This window comes from Paenibacillus sp. FSL L8-0470 (genome assembly GCF_038008625.1).
GTDB lineage: Bacteria > Bacillota > Bacilli > Paenibacillales > Paenibacillaceae > Paenibacillus_AQ.
In genome coordinates this window covers 1,791,778-1,809,265 of record NZ_JBBOZM010000001.1, presented here as the reverse complement: position 1 = coordinate 1,809,265, position 17,488 = coordinate 1,791,778, and the positions used below count along the sequence as shown (strand labels likewise).

General features: G+C 48.5%; 16 protein-coding genes and 1 pseudogene. 3 read left to right on the top strand and 14 right to left on the bottom strand.

Going from position 1 to position 17,488, the window contains the following annotated elements; all coding sequences use genetic code 11:
* Window positions 1–164 precede the first annotated feature (164 nt).
* The 6 genes from NST99_RS08400 to NST99_RS08375 all read right to left on the bottom strand — a co-directional run bounded on the left by NST99_RS08400 (window position 165) and on the right by NST99_RS08375 (window position 5,008).
* Window positions 165–1,793, bottom strand: coding sequence for a response regulator (locus NST99_RS08400; protein WP_341091019.1), 1,629 nt, complete (start codon window positions 1,791–1,793; stop codon window positions 165–167).
* Window positions 1,783–3,609 (bottom strand): sensor histidine kinase, encoded by a 1,827-nt coding sequence (locus NST99_RS08395; RefSeq protein ID WP_341091016.1) that lies wholly within the window; start codon window positions 3,607–3,609, stop codon window positions 1,783–1,785. Before NST99_RS08395 ends, NST99_RS08400 begins: the two co-directional genes overlap by 11 nt.
* Window positions 3,563–3,820, bottom strand: a complete 258-nt coding sequence (locus NST99_RS08390; RefSeq protein ID WP_341091015.1) for a hypothetical protein — start codon at window positions 3,818–3,820, stop codon at window positions 3,563–3,565. The genes NST99_RS08395 and NST99_RS08390 overlap by 47 nt, the downstream gene beginning before the upstream one ends.
* Entirely contained in the window at window positions 3,763–3,966 is a 204-nt protein-coding gene (locus NST99_RS08385; RefSeq protein WP_341091014.1) for a hypothetical protein, read from the bottom strand. The genes NST99_RS08390 and NST99_RS08385 overlap by 58 nt, the downstream gene beginning before the upstream one ends.
* The gene (locus NST99_RS08380; RefSeq protein WP_341091013.1) at window positions 3,963–4,145 is read right to left on the bottom strand and encodes a hypothetical protein; all 183 of its coding nucleotides are present in this window, start codon (window positions 4,143–4,145) and stop codon (window positions 3,963–3,965) included. The genes NST99_RS08385 and NST99_RS08380 overlap by 4 nt, the downstream gene beginning before the upstream one ends.
* 200 nt (window positions 4,146–4,345) lie before the next feature.
* Window positions 4,346–5,008, bottom strand: a complete 663-nt coding sequence (locus tag NST99_RS08375; protein WP_341091012.1) for an SGNH/GDSL hydrolase family protein — start codon at window positions 5,006–5,008, stop codon at window positions 4,346–4,348.
* A gap of 147 nt (window positions 5,009–5,155) precedes the next feature.
* Here NST99_RS08375 and NST99_RS08370 point away from each other — a divergent pair, with 147 nt between their 5' ends.
* A complete protein-coding gene (locus NST99_RS08370) occupies window positions 5,156–6,130 on the top strand; it encodes an aldo/keto reductase family protein (RefSeq protein ID WP_341091010.1) in 975 nt (324 codons plus the stop codon).
* Between the two features lie 116 nt (window positions 6,131–6,246).
* Here the strand turns inward: NST99_RS08370 and NST99_RS08365 are convergent, their stop codons facing one another.
* Both NST99_RS08365 and NST99_RS33655 read right to left on the bottom strand, forming a co-directional pair.
* Window positions 6,247–7,644, bottom strand: coding sequence for a transcriptional regulator (locus NST99_RS08365; protein ID WP_341091008.1), 1,398 nt, complete (start codon window positions 7,642–7,644; stop codon window positions 6,247–6,249).
* Between the two features lie 394 nt (window positions 7,645–8,038).
* Window positions 8,039–8,236 (bottom strand): annotated as a pseudogene (locus tag NST99_RS33655) (YhgE/Pip domain-containing protein); the annotation flags it as partial.
* Between the two features lie 241 nt (window positions 8,237–8,477).
* Between NST99_RS33655 and NST99_RS08355 the strand changes: the two are divergent.
* Window positions 8,478–9,005 (top strand): hypothetical protein, encoded by a 528-nt coding sequence (locus NST99_RS08355; RefSeq protein WP_341091006.1) that lies wholly within the window; start codon window positions 8,478–8,480, stop codon window positions 9,003–9,005.
* 547 nt (window positions 9,006–9,552) lie between these two features.
* Window positions 9,553–10,755 carry a chromate transporter gene (locus tag NST99_RS08350; protein WP_341091005.1) on the top strand — a complete coding sequence of 401 codons (1,203 nt, stop codon included), beginning with the start codon at window positions 9,553–9,555 and terminating at the stop codon, window positions 10,753–10,755.
* Between the two features lie 42 nt (window positions 10,756–10,797).
* Here the strand turns inward: NST99_RS08350 and NST99_RS08345 are convergent, their stop codons facing one another.
* From NST99_RS08345 to NST99_RS08320, 6 genes are all read right to left on the bottom strand, one after another.
* On the bottom strand, window positions 10,798–11,364 hold the full coding sequence (locus tag NST99_RS08345) for a histidine phosphatase family protein (RefSeq protein ID WP_341091004.1): 567 nt from the start codon (window positions 11,362–11,364) through the stop codon (window positions 10,798–10,800).
* A gap of 385 nt (window positions 11,365–11,749) precedes the next feature.
* Window positions 11,750–12,712, bottom strand: coding sequence for a glycoside hydrolase family 43 protein (locus tag NST99_RS08340; RefSeq protein WP_341091003.1), 963 nt, complete (start codon window positions 12,710–12,712; stop codon window positions 11,750–11,752).
* Between the two features lie 55 nt (window positions 12,713–12,767).
* A complete protein-coding gene (locus NST99_RS08335; RefSeq protein WP_341091002.1) occupies window positions 12,768–14,246 on the bottom strand; it encodes an alpha-N-arabinofuranosidase in 1,479 nt (492 codons plus the stop codon).
* Window positions 14,247–14,278: 32 nt separating this feature from the next.
* Window positions 14,279–15,169: a carbohydrate ABC transporter permease gene (locus tag NST99_RS08330; protein ID WP_144024305.1), complete on the bottom strand. Its 891-nt coding sequence runs from the start codon at window positions 15,167–15,169 to the stop codon at window positions 14,279–14,281.
* Between the two features lie 78 nt (window positions 15,170–15,247).
* Entirely contained in the window at window positions 15,248–16,126 is an 879-nt protein-coding gene (locus NST99_RS08325; protein ID WP_038587920.1) for a carbohydrate ABC transporter permease, read from the bottom strand.
* A gap of 82 nt (window positions 16,127–16,208) precedes the next feature.
* Window positions 16,209–17,456, bottom strand: a complete 1,248-nt coding sequence (locus tag NST99_RS08320; RefSeq protein WP_445744957.1) for an extracellular solute-binding protein — start codon at window positions 17,454–17,456, stop codon at window positions 16,209–16,211.
* Window positions 17,457–17,488: the final 32 nt, after the last annotated feature.

The window sequence follows — 17,488 nt, the reverse complement described above, 5'->3', positions numbered from 1 at the left end:
TCCATAATCTGCATAATGCGGGTAAGCCCACATTAAGGGCAGCTTTCTGCTGAAATAATGCCAAACGGGGATGAGTCTCTGCTGTTTAAGCAGATCGTTCATCCCCGTGGTGTTGACAGATATGTTGAGGCCAGGTCACGCTAGCAGACGCGATTCACCCGGCATCAACCTTTGCCCAGATAAGATATTTTAAACTCCGAAGGTGTCATATCGGTGGACTTCTTGAACACCTCACTGAAATAGCGGCGGTGCTCGTAGCCCAGCTCTATGGCGATTTCCTGCACCTGCATGCCTTCAATCAGCATACTTTTAGCCTTCTCCATCTTTTCATGCGTGACAAACTGCTGAAAGGAAATGCCCGCTACCTTCTTGAACAGGTTAGAGAAATATCCCTGGCTCAAATTGATCTGCTTCGCCACCTGCTCCAGTGTCAGGCTGGTATGGAGATTGGCACAGATATACGCTTTTGCCCGATGAATAATCAGAGTGGACTCCATGGAACGCTCCTCTTCAATCCAGCGGCAGCCTTCCGCACACAACCCTTCCAGCAGCGTGCGTATCTCCTGCAGAGAAGGGGAATGCCGGTTCCTCAGCCAGTTCACCTGCTGCTCTAGTGGCTGAACCTTCTCGTAGGGGAACAATTCCAGCATAACCCGGCAGATTTTGAACGCCAGCTCATAACCGATATTCTCTACGTACTGCGGCTCGGGCAGCGGGTCCAACTGCAGCAGCTCGTCAAAAATATGCTGCAGCACCTGCTGGCTTTTGTCGCGGTTGCCCGAACGAAGCGCGAACAGAAATTCCTGTTCAGCGGCAACGGAATAATTGTTCACGGACCGGGGTTTATGGACGATACTGGAATAACTGTACACAGCATTTCCGTCTGTATAGAAATGATAAGCCAGCGCGCTGAGCGCCTGTGCGTAGGAATCCGCAAGCTCATGTACCGTTGATACGCAAAGTCCCGTTCCTATCGAGATCGTACACCGGGAATACCGGCTGATATTGGTACAGCAAGCCTCCGCAATCTGCTCGGCAGTACCGGGATCCTCCCCGTTCATCACGCAAACGTAACGGTTCGTTGCCTCCCGGAAGATAATCCCCCGCGTCCGGGAGCGTATCGTCTCCTCCAGTATATTTTGCAGGATGAAGCGGACAAGCTCAATCTCCTGCACCGGCTGGCTGCCAAACTTCTCGGCAAAATGATCAATCTCCGCGATAAATACGATGAAATTCTCCTGATTCAGCGGAATCCCCAAATACTCCCAGCGGGATTTCGCGCTATGTTCCGTGGTCTGATGCTGCATCAGAAAGGTCAGATACTCCTGGCGGAGAATCGGCAGGCTTTCTTTGATTTTGGCTTCCATTTCCCTGATTTTCTCCTGCTCCTCACGCTCCTGCAGGCATATCGCCTTGGCCTTCAGCACCACATTCACAATCTCTTCGAGTGAAAACGGCTTTTTGACAAAATCCATCGCCCCGAGGCGGATCGCCTGCTGCGCATAAGAAAACTCTGAATATGCGCTGAGGATGATGATTTTGCACTGGGGCGCAAATTCCAGGATTGCCCGGGTCATCTCAAGCCCGTCCATGCGCGGCATCCGGATGTCCGTAAGCACGATATCGGGCATGCACCCGCGGATCATCTGCAGTCCTTCTTCGCCATCAAGCGCTGTCCCCGCCACTTCAATGCCGTGCTTTTGCCAGTCCGGCTTGCGGGCAATCATATCCACCACACTTCGGATATCATCGATAACACAAATTTTGAGTAGCCTAGGCACTCTATATGCCATAGCTTCCTCCCTCCCCCCTCAGCGGGCTGAGCGGTATCCATAAATCAGTGCGGGAGCCAGTGCCCGATTCACCGGACAGCTCCATCCGCGCCTCACCGCCGTAATATAACATCAGCCTATGCCTGATATTGACCAGTGCATAGCCTTTTTTGGAAACTTCACGTTTGTGCATTCCTTGCTCCACCTTCACAACATCCATTCCCTTGCCGTTGTCCTCCACCACAATATGCAGCATGGAATGCTCCGTGGAAATCCGCACTTGAATGACACCGCCCCTTCGGCGGTCCGCAAAGCCGTGCTGGATGCTGTTCTCCACAATCGGCTGCAGCAGGATCTTGGGGACCGGGAAGGACAACAGCTCTTCTTCTCCGATATCAACCTTGTACTGGAACAGATCTTCATAGCATTTTTGCTGGATGGCGCAATACTGCTGCACATGGGAAAGCTCGTCCTCCAGCGGAATCAGATCCTTGCCGCCGCTGAGGCCAAGCTGGAACATTTGCGACAAGGCCAGAATCATCTCGTTTACATCGTCATTTTCACCCATCACCGATTTGCAGTAAATCGTATTCAGCGTATTGTAGAGAAAATGCGGTTCCATCTGGGCTGTCAGCGCCCGGATTTCGGCATGGCGTTTGCCCTCTTCGTTCTGTCGCACATCCTCGATCAGGCTTTTGATTTCGGTCATCATCCGGTTAAACTGGAAGCCAACCTGGGCAATCTCGTCATTATATTTGCTCTCAAAAGACACACTTAGCTGATTCTCCTCCACCCTGCGCATCAGTCTGCTCAGCTTGAAGAGCGGCTTAAGGAGGGCGGCTGTCAGTTTGTTCGAGAAAAACCATGTGGTCAGCAGAAACACCAGAATGACATATAGAATTGTCCGCTGCACACCCTTCAGCTGTCCGAGAAGCTGATCCTTGGACTGTATCCCGGCCAGGATCCAGTTCGGCGCAATTATCGATTGCTTATAATTGACCAGATAATCTTCTCCGTCAAAAGGGTAAAAGAAATTCCCCTCGCTACCAGTGGTGCTGTCACGCAGAAATGCCGGGTCCTTCGGCGGCTCCTCGAGGGTGAACCCGCCGCTCTGCACCACCGCTTCGCCTTCCTTGTTCAGTAGCAGGTATTCCCGGTCATTGCCGGAGCTGTTCTGATTCAGCAGCGAGGTAATCCGGTTCTCCCGGAGGTTGACGACGATGAACACATTCGTAATCGGCGTATGCTCATATATTCCCCGCACCACAAAAGAAACGACACGCTGATTGCCTGTAAACAGCCGGTCGTAATGGGCTTTGGCCCAATAACCGCCGGGATTTTTTTCACTGTTGTCGTACAGCTCCGAGCCGTAAAATGAATGATCTTGCGCCCGCACCTGCGTTGTCGAATAGAAATCGCCGATTGGCGTTGCAATAAGAACGTTCTCAATAATCGGTTCATTGAAGGTGGCCTGGGAGAGTACATACTGCATTTCCGACAAATGGACATAGTAATTTTTCACATCATGAGCTTGAACATCGATCATCATCTGCCTGTAGGCATCACTCAGCATCAGCGATTGTACCGACATGGCCACATCATTCAGTCTGTAATCGAGCAGCTGCATGGTCTTGTCCACCGTTTCCCTGCTGGTCTCAAAGGCGTTGTTCTGAATTTCCTTCCCGGCAATCCGGTAGGTTAACAATCCCATCGCACTGATTGACAGCGTTATCAACAGAATGAAAGAGAACAGCACTCTCTGTTTGATCGATATCTGATAAAATCTGTCGCTAAGCTTCTCCCGGATCAGCCCGCCCCACCTTCTCAGGGATTTCATGGAGGCACCCGCCCCTTCCTACAGCAGAAATTTCGCCAGTTCGCCGGCTAGCAGCCGGTGCCCCCTGTTCATTGGGATGATTCACATAGGACAGCAGATCTTCGAGTTCGCCTCCGCCGTCGATGTAGGTCTGGAAGGCGGCGAAGCTGTCACTTAATCCGACCTTGTATTCTTCAGCGAGCTGCCGGATCTGCCCGGCGTGCTCCAGCAAGGAATGCCAGCTTCGTTTCCTGTACCATACGACCGATCCCAGGTGGGTGTCAACAGGATGACTTTGGTTCCTTGTTCAAGAGAGGCTTCGATCATCGCTTTCCACGAATCGGCAGCAGCGTCCAGTCCAATGCCTCGGTCATTCAATCCATAATCAGCAAATGGGGATAAGCATGAAAGGTATCAACAATGGGGGTGGCAAAATATCCAGACGGCACACTGTGTCCGTGGCATACAATATTTAAAGTCCGTTCTCCGGCCATTGCCGTTTCAGTTCCTTCTTCTCCTTCAGTAATAACAACCTGGAAATCAGTGATTTCTCGCATTACCCATCTTACTCCACATTCTTTTGAGGTCAACATAAAAAGAATACCATTGTTGTTTCCTCTTTATTTCATACAATTGGAAATCACTGCACCTATTGAACGTTGAGAAAAATAAATGTCCAGCTTCCCAAAAAAATAGAGCATACCGTCCTATGCGGACAACAGCTCTATTTCACGGGCAAAACTTCTTCTGAGCAGGCCTAGCATATCCCGCTCTTCTCCACAACCTTCAGCCACTCCCTAGCAATCAGATCATGCCCGGCAGTCGTCGGGTGAACGCCATCCCACAACCAATAGGCAGCATCCGTTCTTTGCGCTGCTGCGTTGAAAGCTTCCTGCAGCGGAACATGCACGGTGCCGAACTCCTGTGAAAGCTCGCGGACAACCCCCTGATAATGGCTGATCCATTTGGACCATCCACTCCAGTCTTCCGCGGGTGCTCCGGTATTCAGGATAAACGGCTCGACCAGCACCAGCTTCGTATCCGGCAGCACTTCGCGCGTCTCTTCCAGCACATGGCGGTAAGCACGTTCGTAGCGGTCGGTGCAGCCGCCCGGCTCGCCCTTCATCATTCTCCAAATATCGTTGACCCCGATCAGGATGCTGAGAATATCCGGCTGCAGATAGAACGCATCCTCATTCCAACGGGCATACAGATCGGAGATCCGGTCACCGCTCACTCCGCGGTTGTAGAACATAGGCTGCTGCTCAGCCAGCTCATTGCCCAGCTTGCCGCCAATGATGTAGGCATAGCCATGCCCCAGAATATGATTGGGATCGTTATCGCGGCCACGGTTGCCGTCGGTGATGGAATCTCCCTGAAACAGAATAACTGTGTTTGGCTTAGCAAATGAAATAGACATCCAGTTCACCCTTCAACTATTATAATTAGATAGATTTGGCACTATCTATGATTCTACCGTAATTGAAGCTAATTCTTCAATGATTTGTGATGCCGTCCAGCTATGTGGTAGAATTTAACAAATGACATGAAGGGAGATGGAATCCAAATGAAGTATAGAAGATTAGGCAATACAGGCCTTAAGGTCAGTGAGATCGGCCTGGGCAGCTGGCTTACTTACGGAACAGCCGCAGAGCAGAAAGCAGCGGATGCCTGCGTGGCTAAAGCATTTGAATGTGGTATCAATTTCTTCGATACCGCCAATGCCTACAACCGCGGGGAAGGCGAGAAGGCGATTGGCGCAGCTCTCCGCTCCTACCAGCGGTCGGATTATGTGCTCAGCACCAAGGTGTTTTTCCCGATGGGAGATGGGGTGAACGACCGGGGGCTTTCCCGCAAGCATATTATGGAGCAATGCGAGGCCAGCCTGAAGCGTCTCGGAACCGATTACATTGATGTGTATTTCTGCCACCGCTTTGACAAGGATACGCCGGTGGAAGAAACCTTGCGCGCGCTGGATGATCTTACAGCCCAAGGTAAAATCCTCTATTCCGCAGTCAGCGAATGGAGCGCGGCGCAGATCGCCCGTGCCGGAGGCATCAGCCGCAGGCTGAATCTCCGCCCGCTGGCCTCCAATCAGCCGATCTACAATATGTTCGAGCGTTATATCGAAGAAGAGGTGCTTGAGATATCGGGACAGGAAGGACTGGGACAAGTCGTCTTCTCGCCGCTCGCCCAGGGTATTCTGACCGGCAAATACAAGCCGGGACAACAGCCTCCGGCCGGGACACGCGGCGCAGACGATTCAGTGAACGGCGTCATCCGCAGCTATCTGCGCGACGATGTCCTTGGCGTCGTTGCCCAGTTGGATGACCTGGCGGCCAGCCTCGGCCTGAAGCTCTCACAGCTGGCGCTGGCCTGGGTACTCCGCCAGCCAGGTGTCAGCTCTGCACTGATCGGAGCCAGCAAGCCAGGCCAGGTTGAAGAGAATGCGCAGGCCTCCGGCATTCTTCTCCAGCAGGAAACGCTGGAGACCATCGACGGCCTGCTCCGCCAGGTGGCCGGTTTCGCACCGGCGAGATAGGGAAGCTGAGCGAGAAATAGAAGGATAAATTACAGCGTGAAGCATATAAATTATTTTTCCAAAAAAGGACTGTCTTACCCGCAGAGTTTTCTACGGAAGAGACAGTCCTTTCCATACTAATAGTGAACAGGCATCAAGCTGCCTTTCTTTTCATTCATCCGTCCTGCCCCGCTGATTAGTGTTTTATACTTCTTTTCGTCCTCTATAGTGGCCAGATGCCTGCATTCTTCAAATAATCTCACGCACCGGAGAACACATGCATCACCATTTATTTTAGCGGAATACTCCAATGCCTTTAACGTATAATGAATAGCCGACTCATATCGTTGTGCATTAAAGTAATAGGCGGCCACCTCACAGAGAAGGTCTGTATATTCATCCCAGGTAACCCTTGAATTAATAATGCCGATTCGGCTCCGCAGCTCTTTGAAATCCAGCTGATCCTGAAAACGTTCGATAATTCCATCCACATTGAACTGATAGCGGTTGGCGGCCTGCATAATTTTCATTAAAGCCGGAAGAATTTCATTTTCCCGGGCCGCAATGAACTCGACATACTCTGTAAGCACATCCATTTGACCAGCCATTAACCGATGGAGATACGAATTAGCAATCGCCCATTCCTGAAACTGCGCCTTCACCTCCCGGACTTTATCCGTGTCCTCACGCACCCAGGCGGAGTCCGCGTAGAGTGAAGCATAATGCAAAGCCCGTTCGTATTCGCCACGTTCATGGCATACCGCCGAACGGAGCAGATAAGCGTAAAGGATGTAGAAGCAGATTGGTCTTGCCGGTTCCTTACGCGTCTCACGCTGTTTGGTCACCAGGTATTGATTCTGGTATTGAATGGAGGCTTTGCGCTCCATTTCTTCAGCCAGAACATTCACTTTGCTCCAGCGGTGCAGGGAAATATAAATATTCGCCAGCGCGTGCAGCGCATCAAGCTGATCGGCCTCATCCAGCCGTTCGACAAAATATTCAAATTGCATGGCAGCCTGCAGGTTGATATCCTGATTGTCACCCAAAGCGATCGTGAACAAGCGGTACTGGCAGAGCGCCAGCCGTTCGGAATGCTGATACTTCTCGCTCTCCGCTACGCCTTCATACAGCAGCGCCGCAGCTTCTTTTTTGTCATTCCTGTAAAATTCCTCTGCCGTGTCAAACAGCGCTTGAGCATAGGAGATATTATCCATCAGATTATGTACCACTTGCCGGATGCATTCCAGCTTGTCCAGCTCGGCGCAGCGGTGCAGAAACGGGCCCAGCCGCCGCCAGTCCGGCGTGGAATGAATAATGCATTCATCTATATACATTTCATAAAACGCACCTTCAGGCAGACCCATTCCGGCAGTTATCCGGTCCAGCTGCTGCATTGCAATCGGGCGGTTGCCATTGATAATGCTGCTGAGCGTTCCGGAGTTGACAGCGGATATTCCAGCAAATTGATTAATGGTTTTGCCTTCCCTTTTGAGAAAAGCGTCCAGTTCCCCTTGGATCGTAATCTTAGGCTCCAAACAAACTCCACCTCTCAAATCCAATTATTTGAACAATAATCCAGATATTCCTACATAATAGGTGTAAATATTACATAGGTCAACATCCATTGGCACGTTCAAAAGTGGTTGACAGATGGAAATAAAAGCTCTTATCTTCTAATTCCTTACATCAAGAGATCAGCTTGGACTTCTCAGCCTGTTCTGCGGCTTTGCTGATAAAGCGTTCAAGCGGTTTCTGCAGCGTAAGCCCCAGCAGTAATGCCAGCACGCCGAAAAGCAGCAGAGCCAACGCATCCCGGAGGACCACCTCAGGAAGCCCCCCCCAACCGCTTCCCGCAGCAGACTGATCGCATAGGTAAACGGCATAAAAGGATTCAGGATTTGAAAGAAATGCCCTGAAGCTTTTCCCCTGCAGCTCCGCCCCTTTGTCCAGACTGGCCACGGCGATTTTGATGCCGGAGGTGTTGCTGTAGGGGTCCCATACTGCAGCTACATTTACCCAATCATTCACAGAGGGCAGCACAATAAGCGCTGCAATCAGCAGCACCGCCACCGGAATCCTGAACAAGTTGCGCCAATCATTTAAATAGATCCGCCATATTTCTGCCATCCGCCAGTCACCCCCAAGCCGTTATTTGGATATTTTAATATGTCCCGGCATGAAGCTTTTTACAATCCGCTGCCGTTTATCACATCTTCGGCAGTTCTGATAGACCTTAGCAAAATTTTTGCAACATTTCTTGCTAATTTACGTTAATAGAGGTACATACCCGTTTGAGAACTATAGCGAAGGGTAAAGAGGTATATAGGCTATTCACAAGCCATATTTAAGCCAAGGGGGAAATGAAAAGATGTTATTGAAAAACTCCAAGTATGTACTGCCTTTGCTGGTCCTGCTGTTTCTTTCCCTTGCAACAACGGCAAGCACAGCAGGAACACGTGCGGAAGCACAAAGCGGCGGGCAGATTCAGCATCTCACAGCGTATATTCACGATCTGCAAATCGTAGACGGCAAGCTGATGCTTAATGCGGACGATATCGAATGGTTTGAAGGCGCGGACGCCAACCGGGTGTTCGCCGACCGGGAGCCGGATGGTGCGGCCGAGCTGGGAGGCGCACCGGACGGATATTATATCGTTAACGACAGTGATTTGCTAACCTCTTATCCGGTAGCCAATAATGCCGGCGTAACCATGCAAATCTATGATCATACCGGAACGATCGAGGATCTGGATATCAACTGGAACGAGGGAATTTCTCTACCTCAGTTCCAGAAGGAATTCACCAAGACCGATATTATCGACTTAAGCCAATTTCCATACCATCTCACGATCGAAGACGGTCAAGTAACTTCAATCGTGCAGCAATATATTCCATAACCGTTGTTATAATCGTACAAATTAAGACGGTGTCGCCATCCGGGCAGACACCGTCTTTTTGGTACGCCTTTTTAGCGCGCGACCCATAGTTTTAAGTTGAGAGTTGCAGTACGTATTCGTTTGCTTTTGAGATTGCTGCATTAAGTTTATCTTGTGGTATTGACCATAAAGTTTGCTGATTTATATATTCCAAAGCTTTTACTGTTATTCTCCATATTATTTAAATAATCTTTACCTCCGCAACAAAGTTACCTTTAAATAAATCCCTATAATAGCCAACAATGCATTTTCTGATAAGACATTTTAGATAACCGTCAATGGAAACAAATAATCAAAATTAATTACCGAAGGACCTTCTAAGAAACTTGTAGTTTGACCACACTTCACCTCTCTCACGTTTACCTCTGGTGAAATGATATTGCGTATATTACGCAAAGTTGATACGCTGATATCGAAAATCGATAACAAAAACAAATAATGAGGACGGATTATAGATTATGTATGAGCTTTATAAGAAATAAAATAAGTATGGAGGCAATGATCAGCAATGGACAATGAATTATCACAAAATAAAAGTAAGCCTAGATCGTTAATGGAAGTATTATTGGTTTCCACAAAGCTAGGTTTGACATCCTTCGGCGGTCCCATTGCTCATCTTGGTTATTTTCACAACGAGTATATTAAGCGAAGAAAATGGATGGATGAACGGAGCTACGCCGACTTGGTTGCACTTTGTCAATTTCTTCCTGGACCTGCGAGCAGCCAAGTCGGAATCGGCATTGGGGTCATGCGTGCCGGACTATTGGGAGGATTAGCTGCATGGGTTGGATTTACCCTTCCTTCCGTTATCGCCTTAGTGCTGTTTGCTTTTTTGCTGCAAGGCTTTGATATCGGAAGCGCCGGATGGATCCATGGATTGAAATTAGTCGCGGTGGCAATTGTGGCTCAAGCGATATTAGGTATGGGACAAAAACTTACTCCTGACCGAAATAGAGTAACAATCGCTATATTGGCTGCTGCAATTGCTTTATTATGGCAAACGGCGTTTAGCCAGGTTGCCATTATGATTGTGTCAGGCATAGCGGGTTTGATTCTCTACAAAAATATCAATATTCCTGATCTTCCAAAAGTCCAAGTTCCTATTAAACGTTCGCTCGCTGTAATCTGCCTTGTATTATTTTTCGGCTTATTATTTATATTACCGCTAATAAGAGAAATAACTTCGATTCATTGGTTTGCTTTTTTTGACAGCTTTTATAGGGCTGGATCTCTAGTTTTTGGTGGAGGACACGTTGTCCTTCCTCTTCTCGAAAGAGAAGTAGTACCAACTGGCTGGTTATCAAAGGAGGACTTTCTTGCCGGATATGGTGTTGCCCAAGCTGTGCCAGGACCATTATTTACATTCGCTGCCTACCTGGGAGCCATTATCAATGGTTGGTTAGGGGCTATTGTGGCTACCTTCGCTATATTTTTGCCGGCTTTTTTGTTAGTCGTTGGAGCCTTGCCCTTCTGGGATTCGCTCAGAAGAGTACCGAAGATTCAAGGCGTATTGGTCGGTGTAAATGCTGCCGTGGTAGGCATTTTATTAGCTGCTTTCTATAATCCAATCTGGACAAGTTCAATATTGGCACCTGTTGATTTCGCTCTTGCCTCAATACTTTTTATTATGCTAGTTTTTTGGAAGACACCGCCTTGGATGGTTGTCATTGCAGGAGCTATCGGCGGAATACTCATTAGTTATCTTGAATAAAAAGCAGCCGATCCTTTTGGACGGCTGCCGAGTTGTGTTTGTTCAACTAATGTCTCCCGTTAGGGGTAAAGCGACGTGGCTTTGTTTATAATACTCAATAATTGAAGCATGTGGAATTTCGCCTACCTCTCCTACCAAGGTACGAAAAGCCATGCCGTGTCCAGTAATTATCACCTTTTCAAATTCAAGATATTTGTTAATCACCTTCTCCATGCGGTTCTTCAGTAGTTCTTTGGACTCCCAAGGCTTGGTTACCCCAGGAGGATAGACTCCATGATTAGCATCATAATCATCCCCCAGTTCTTTAAGCCTCTCCAATGAATCATATTCAAATGTTAAGTCAGGTTGCCATTCCCTTAAATCGAATTCAACCATTATTTCTAAACCAAGTTCCTTTGATAAAATAGCGGCCGTTTGAAGTGCTCTTGGGTAAGGGGAAGAGACAACAATTTCAGCTTCTTTTAAACGTTCATCCTTTGCTGTCAAATATACTTGGTTAACCCCTTTATTCGTAAGAGGAACCATGTCCCGGCCATGTCCCTTTAATTTGTAATGTTCATTTATGTCCCATAGAGGTTCACCATGGCGAATGAGATAAAATTGCGTCATTAAAAATCCTCCATACATCCGTTTTTTGTATTAATCTATTCGCTCCCTGTACTACGCAATCCTGCCCCTTAACGAAACGAAAGCAACCCGTTTTTACCGGCTGCTTTCATCAGTTTATTGAACAAAGAGTCTCCTTTAGCCAAATCATGGTTCATTTTAAGCTAACACTTCCCCGTTTGTGGAACGATCACACGCGGAAAGCTTCCTCATTTGTGGCCATTCCACGTTAATGCTTCGGTTATGCGCATAAATTCAAAATCCACTAGATAACTACACGATTTCCGGATTTTATGAGTAAATACACCAACAGCAAAGAGTCCAGGTCCCCCTTGTTATACGGGATTCCTGGACTCTTTGTTGGTTTGCAGTTGCTCAGTTCACAACCTTACTTGCTGCTGTCCTTCACGGGCAGGCCGAAGTTTGGTGTGCCGTCTTCGTTCCAATACAGCACCTGTGCACGGGTATGACGGTTCGGGTCATAAAGCGGATCGCCGGTAATTTCTTTATAATTGCGGGCATGGTAGATCAGCACATCTTCACCTTGCTCATTCACCGTGAAGCTGTTGTGTCCCGGACCGTATTGTCCGTTCTCTTCACTGGTCTTGAACACAGGCTCGGGATGTTTAGTCCAAGATGCAGCATCCAGCAGATCGCTGTCTTCATCGGCATACAGCAGGCCCATGCAGTAATTGTAATCGGTAGCACTGGCCGAGAAGCTCATGAATATGCGGCCGTTACGTTTCAGTACCGCTGCGCCTTCATTTACACTGAAGCCAATTTTCTCCCAGGAATACTCAGGTGTCGCAATCATGCTCTGGGGGCCGGTCAAGGTCCAGGGGTTGCTCATTTCGGAAATGTACAGGTTGGAGTTCCCTGGAATTTCAGGGTCCTTCTGCGCCCATACATAATACAGCACTCCCTTGTGCTGGAACGTAGTCGCGTCCAGGGCGAAGGACTCCCAGGCTGTTTTCACCTGGCCTTTCTCTACCCATGTGCCTTCGAGCGGATTGGCCGATTCGTTCTCCAGGGCAAACATACGGTGATCGAACAAACCCTCGTTCGTTTCGGTTGTGCGGGCAGCGGCGAAATAAATGTACCATTTCCCGTCAATATAATGAATTTCAGGTGCCCATATATTCGCGCTTAGCGGTCCCGTCTCATATTTCCGCCAGGCTACAACCGGTACGGCTTCAGTAAGTCCTTCAATGGTCTCTGACCGGCGCACCTCGATCCGGTCATATTCCGGCACGGAGGCGGTGAAGTAATAATAGCCATCAGCATGTTTATACACCCATGGATCAGCGCGCTGTTCCACAAGCGGATTGCTGTATTCTCTATTTGTGTTCATAATGGTTTCTCCTTTGATCTGATCAGTAAATATAAAGAATGAATTCGCTGCTTCTCTACTCCAAAGTAAGCACAACTACAGACGCAGGCGGAAGGACACAGTTCAGCAGTCCATCCTCCAAAGCTGCAGCTTCATAGACAGACGGCGCTACCTTGTCTGGCGTCTGGAACGTGTTATGTGCACCAAGCTCCGGATGCGTCAGAATTTGCCCGGTTACCCTGGTTGGTGCTGCGCCACCGATACCAAAGCTGAGAGTTGCACCGTCCTCATGGCTCAAGTTGCAGATTGACACATAGATCTTGCCTTCCCCGTCACGTGAAGCAGATACGCTAAGCTGCGAAATAGCAACCCCGCCGCTGGTGTATTGCGGACTCTCAAAGGCAACCTCGAGCAATTCATTATCCTGATGCACCTTATACATCTCAAACACATGATACGTAGGGGTTAGCAGTAATTTATCGCCTTCGGTCAGGACCAGCGCCTGCAGGACATTTACCATCTGCGCAATATTGGCCATCTGCACCCGGCTGCTGTGATTCTGAAAAATATTGAGATGGATGCCTGCTACCAGCGCATCTCTCAAAGTGTTCTGCTGGTACAGGAACCCCGGGTTCGTTCCGGGCTCGCTCAAGAACCAGGTCCCCCACTCATCTATAATTAATCCTACCCGCTTCTCCGGGTCATACTGATCCATAATGGCCGAATGTCGGGTAATGAGCTCATCCATATGAAGTGACTTCTGCATCGTTTCGAACCATTCAGCTTCGTCGAACCCGAGCGCCTGGCGTTTCTCTTCCCAACTGCCGGGAATGGTATAGGAATGCAGGCTGAGGCCATCCATGAAACGGCCGGCTTCCCGCATTAATACTTCCGTCCAGTTGTAGTCATCCACATTCGCTCCACCGGCAATTTTGTACAGCCGGTTATCCCCATAATTTCTGGAATAGGTCTGATAGCGCCGGTACAGGTCCGCATAATATTCGGGACGCATATTGCCTCCGCAGCCCCAATTCTCATTGCCGACACCGAAGTATTTAAGCTTCCAGGGCTGTTCTCTTCCGTTCTCCCTGCGCCAGTCCGCCATTGGCGATTCACCGGCAAAGGTCATATACTCGACCCATTCCGACATTTCCTGAACCGTACCGCTGCCTACGTTGCCGCAAATGTACGGTTCGCAATCCAGCAGCTCACACAGGCGGAAAAATTCATGGGTGCCGAAATGATTATTCTCCACTACACCGCCCCAGTGCGTATTAACCATCCGCTTGCGGCCTTCCCTCGGTCCAATTCCGTCTTTCCAGTGATATTCATCGGCAAAACAGCCGCCCGGCCAGCGCAGCACCGGAATGTCCAGTTTCTTCAGCGCTTCGATGACGTCATTGCGGATGCCGTCCGTATTGGGAATCGGCGAATCCTCGCCTACCCACAGACCTTCGTAAATGCATCTGCCCAAATGTTCTGCGAAATGCCCATATATATTTTTGTTGATTTTGCTTTTGGGCAGGTCAGCGTGAATCACAAGCTTTGCAGTCATAGTTTCTCTCTCCTTGGCTAATGTTTTTTTATTTAGCCCTTTATCCCTGAATTCAAATTAATCGATTGTACAAAGTATTTCTGGGCGAACACGAACAGCAGCAGCGTAGGAATAATAGCGAGAATCGCCGAACCCATAAGCTGTCCGATCATCCGGTAATTCCCATAAATATCCTGCAGCAACAACAGTCCGGCAGTAACCGGCATTTTGTCAACATCCGTGAATACGATTACCGGCCACAGGAAGTCATTCCAGGATCCGGTGAACGAGAACAGGGCACACACGATCAATACAGGCTTGATCAGCGGCACGATAATCGACATGTAAATTCTGTAATGGCTCGCACCATCGACATGGGCCGATTCGTCGAGTTCCTTCGGAATGCCGTTCATAAACTGTCTGACCAAAAAGATATTCCCCATACCCGCGAGTCCGGGGATTACCATTGCCCAGGAGGTATTAACCCAGCCCAGAGCATCTATAATTTTGTAGGAAGGAATCAGATTCACGACACCCGGGAAGAACGAAATACCGAGCAGGGTGAAAAAGAGCGTGTCTCTGCCTTTAAATTTCATCCGCGAATAGCCGTAACCGGTAATGGAGATTACCACAACCACCAAAAGAGTATGCATTGTGGCAATAAGCAGTGAGTTCATCAGCCAGCGCAAGATTGGTGCGGTAGAGGTGTTTTCCAAAATCGCAATATAGTTGTCAAAAATCCACTCTTTCGGGAACATTCTGAACCCGGAGCTGACCACCTCGGTTTGCGACCGGAAGGAGGTAGTGATTCCGAAGATCACAGGAACGATCCAAATAATGCAGAGAATAATTAAGAAGAGATAGGAGAGATATTTAGAGATACTGATGCCGGAGCCTTTTCTTTTCCCAGCGTTTTGTCCATTAAGAAGCGGACTATTATCCATTTGTTGTGCCGCTTGGTTTGACATACGGGTACACCTGCCTTTTCAATTTCCATTGCTGGTCCATTGTCTTATCGAGTGTTAAGCTGCATTCCGGTTCATCACATAATATTGCAGAGCCGAGATGACCAGGATTATAAGTCCCAGCAACACCGCCATCGCCGATGCCATTCCCGCAATGGATTCCCCGTTGCCGAACGCCAGTTGACGAATATACATCATGAGTACATGCGTGCTCTGCCGTGGTCCGCCGTCGGTCATCATGAGCGGCTGCCCGAATACGTTAAAGGCTCCGGCAGTAGTCATGACAAAGGTATAGATGAGCGGAAAACGAATGGAAGGCAATGTAATACTCGTGAATCTGCGGACAGGTCCTGCCCCGTCTATTTCCGCCGATTCATACAGATCCTGTGCCACACCGCTTATGGAGGCACGGTAAATAATCATATTGCCCCCGACGCCGCCCCAGACTGTAATGATAATAATGATAATCCACGCATATGGCTGATTGGCCGGCCAGGATACGTCTGAGCCGAACACATTCCCCGCCATTCCGAGCTGCTTGTTAAAGAGCAGCAGCCAGATCAGCGCGCCTGCAGATATGGAAATAAGGCCCGGAATGTAGATGATGGACTGGATCAGGCTTTTCCCTTTGACTTTCTTATGTTCCAGTGCAACGGCAACAAGCAGCGGAATCACAATCAACAGCGGAACACTGAGCAGCACAAAAATCAATGTGTTCTTAAGCCCGTTGTTGAATTGGGTATGAAAGGTGGAACTGTTGTCAAACAAAATGGTCTTGTAGTTGTCTAAACCTACCCAGACCGGATCATTCATTAGATTCCATTTGGTAAAGGAAGCGTAAATCCCGTAGATCGTGGGCAGTAAAATAAATACAGCAAATAAGATGACATGTGGACCTACAAAGAAAACAGGCGCCAAATTAAGTTTCTTTTTCATAGGCATTCTTTTCTCCTTTGGCATAAAGCAATGTGCCGTATTCCGGCACATTGCTTTATGCATTCATTTCCGCTTCCTTTTGTTACTTCGCTGCTCCGCTTGTGCCTTCAGCGATTTTATCTTCTACAAATTTCTGCATGGTCTGAAGAGTTTCATCAATATCTACATTGCCGCGGACGATATCTCCGCAATACGTATCCACTGCTTCTGCGATATATGGGTAGTATTCATAAGTGTAGATGTAGAGGGATTCAATCTCTTTCTCATTCGAAGTAAAGAAGGACTGCATGTAATCCTTATACTCAGGGCTCTCAATAACTTTTTTACTTGCTACGGTCTGTCCGGCTTTGGCCCATTCAATGGAATTCTGACGGATGAACTCCAGGAAATTACCGATTCCGGCTACCTTTTCTTCAGATCTGTCTTTATTCTTGAACATGGAGAACAAGTGCGAAGAGGATCTGTTCGTGAACTTGTCAGCCGTGTTGGAATATACGTTGGTTACTCCGAAATTAAGGCCTTCAACTCCGGCATGCGCTGTGGAGCTCCATGTGCCGTCTGTGGAGAACAATACATTGCCCGATTGGAACATCAGGTATCCGTCTTCACCAAACGGTGTCATCAGACCGGCATCGTTGATCTTTTTAACATTTTCAAAAGCTTGCTTCATCACCGGTGTGTTTACAGCAGGTTTTCCGTTCTCCTGGATATCTCCGCCAAGGTTCTGAACTTGCCCGAGGATAACCCAGCCCAGCAGGGCATCGTTGACCACAAAGTCGCCTTCAGCCAATTTGCCTTTCAGCGACAGCATTTCATCTATCGTCACCACATTGTCGTCGAGGAAGGATTCCGCACCATATTTCTTAAGCAAATCTTTATTGTAGTACATAACATTACTGTGAATATCGAGAGGCACTGTATATTGAGTTCCATCTATTGTACCTGTTGACCACGCTTGCGGCAGGTAATTGTCTTGTTTAATTTCAGGCTGAGCTGCTGTTACTGCAGTCATTGGCTCCAGTGTTCCTTGCTTCACATAACCCGGTACACGGTCAGCGTGGATAATGGCCAAGTCAGGCACGCCTTTTCCGGAGTTCAGAACCGTCGAAATTTTGGTATACATATCCGCGGTAATTACATGCTTCACCTTTATCTCTGGATTGGTAGCATTGTAATCTTTAACAAGCTGGTCCATATAGGCACCGTCATCACCGGTCAGCGGCGTCCAGAAGGTTATTGTCTTTGAATCATCCTTCCCGCAGCCTGCCAATACCGTCGATAATGATAGAACAAGTGCTAATGCCGAAAAACCCCACTTTTTCTTCAACACTTTCTCCTCCTAATAATTAAATTAGTAAATCA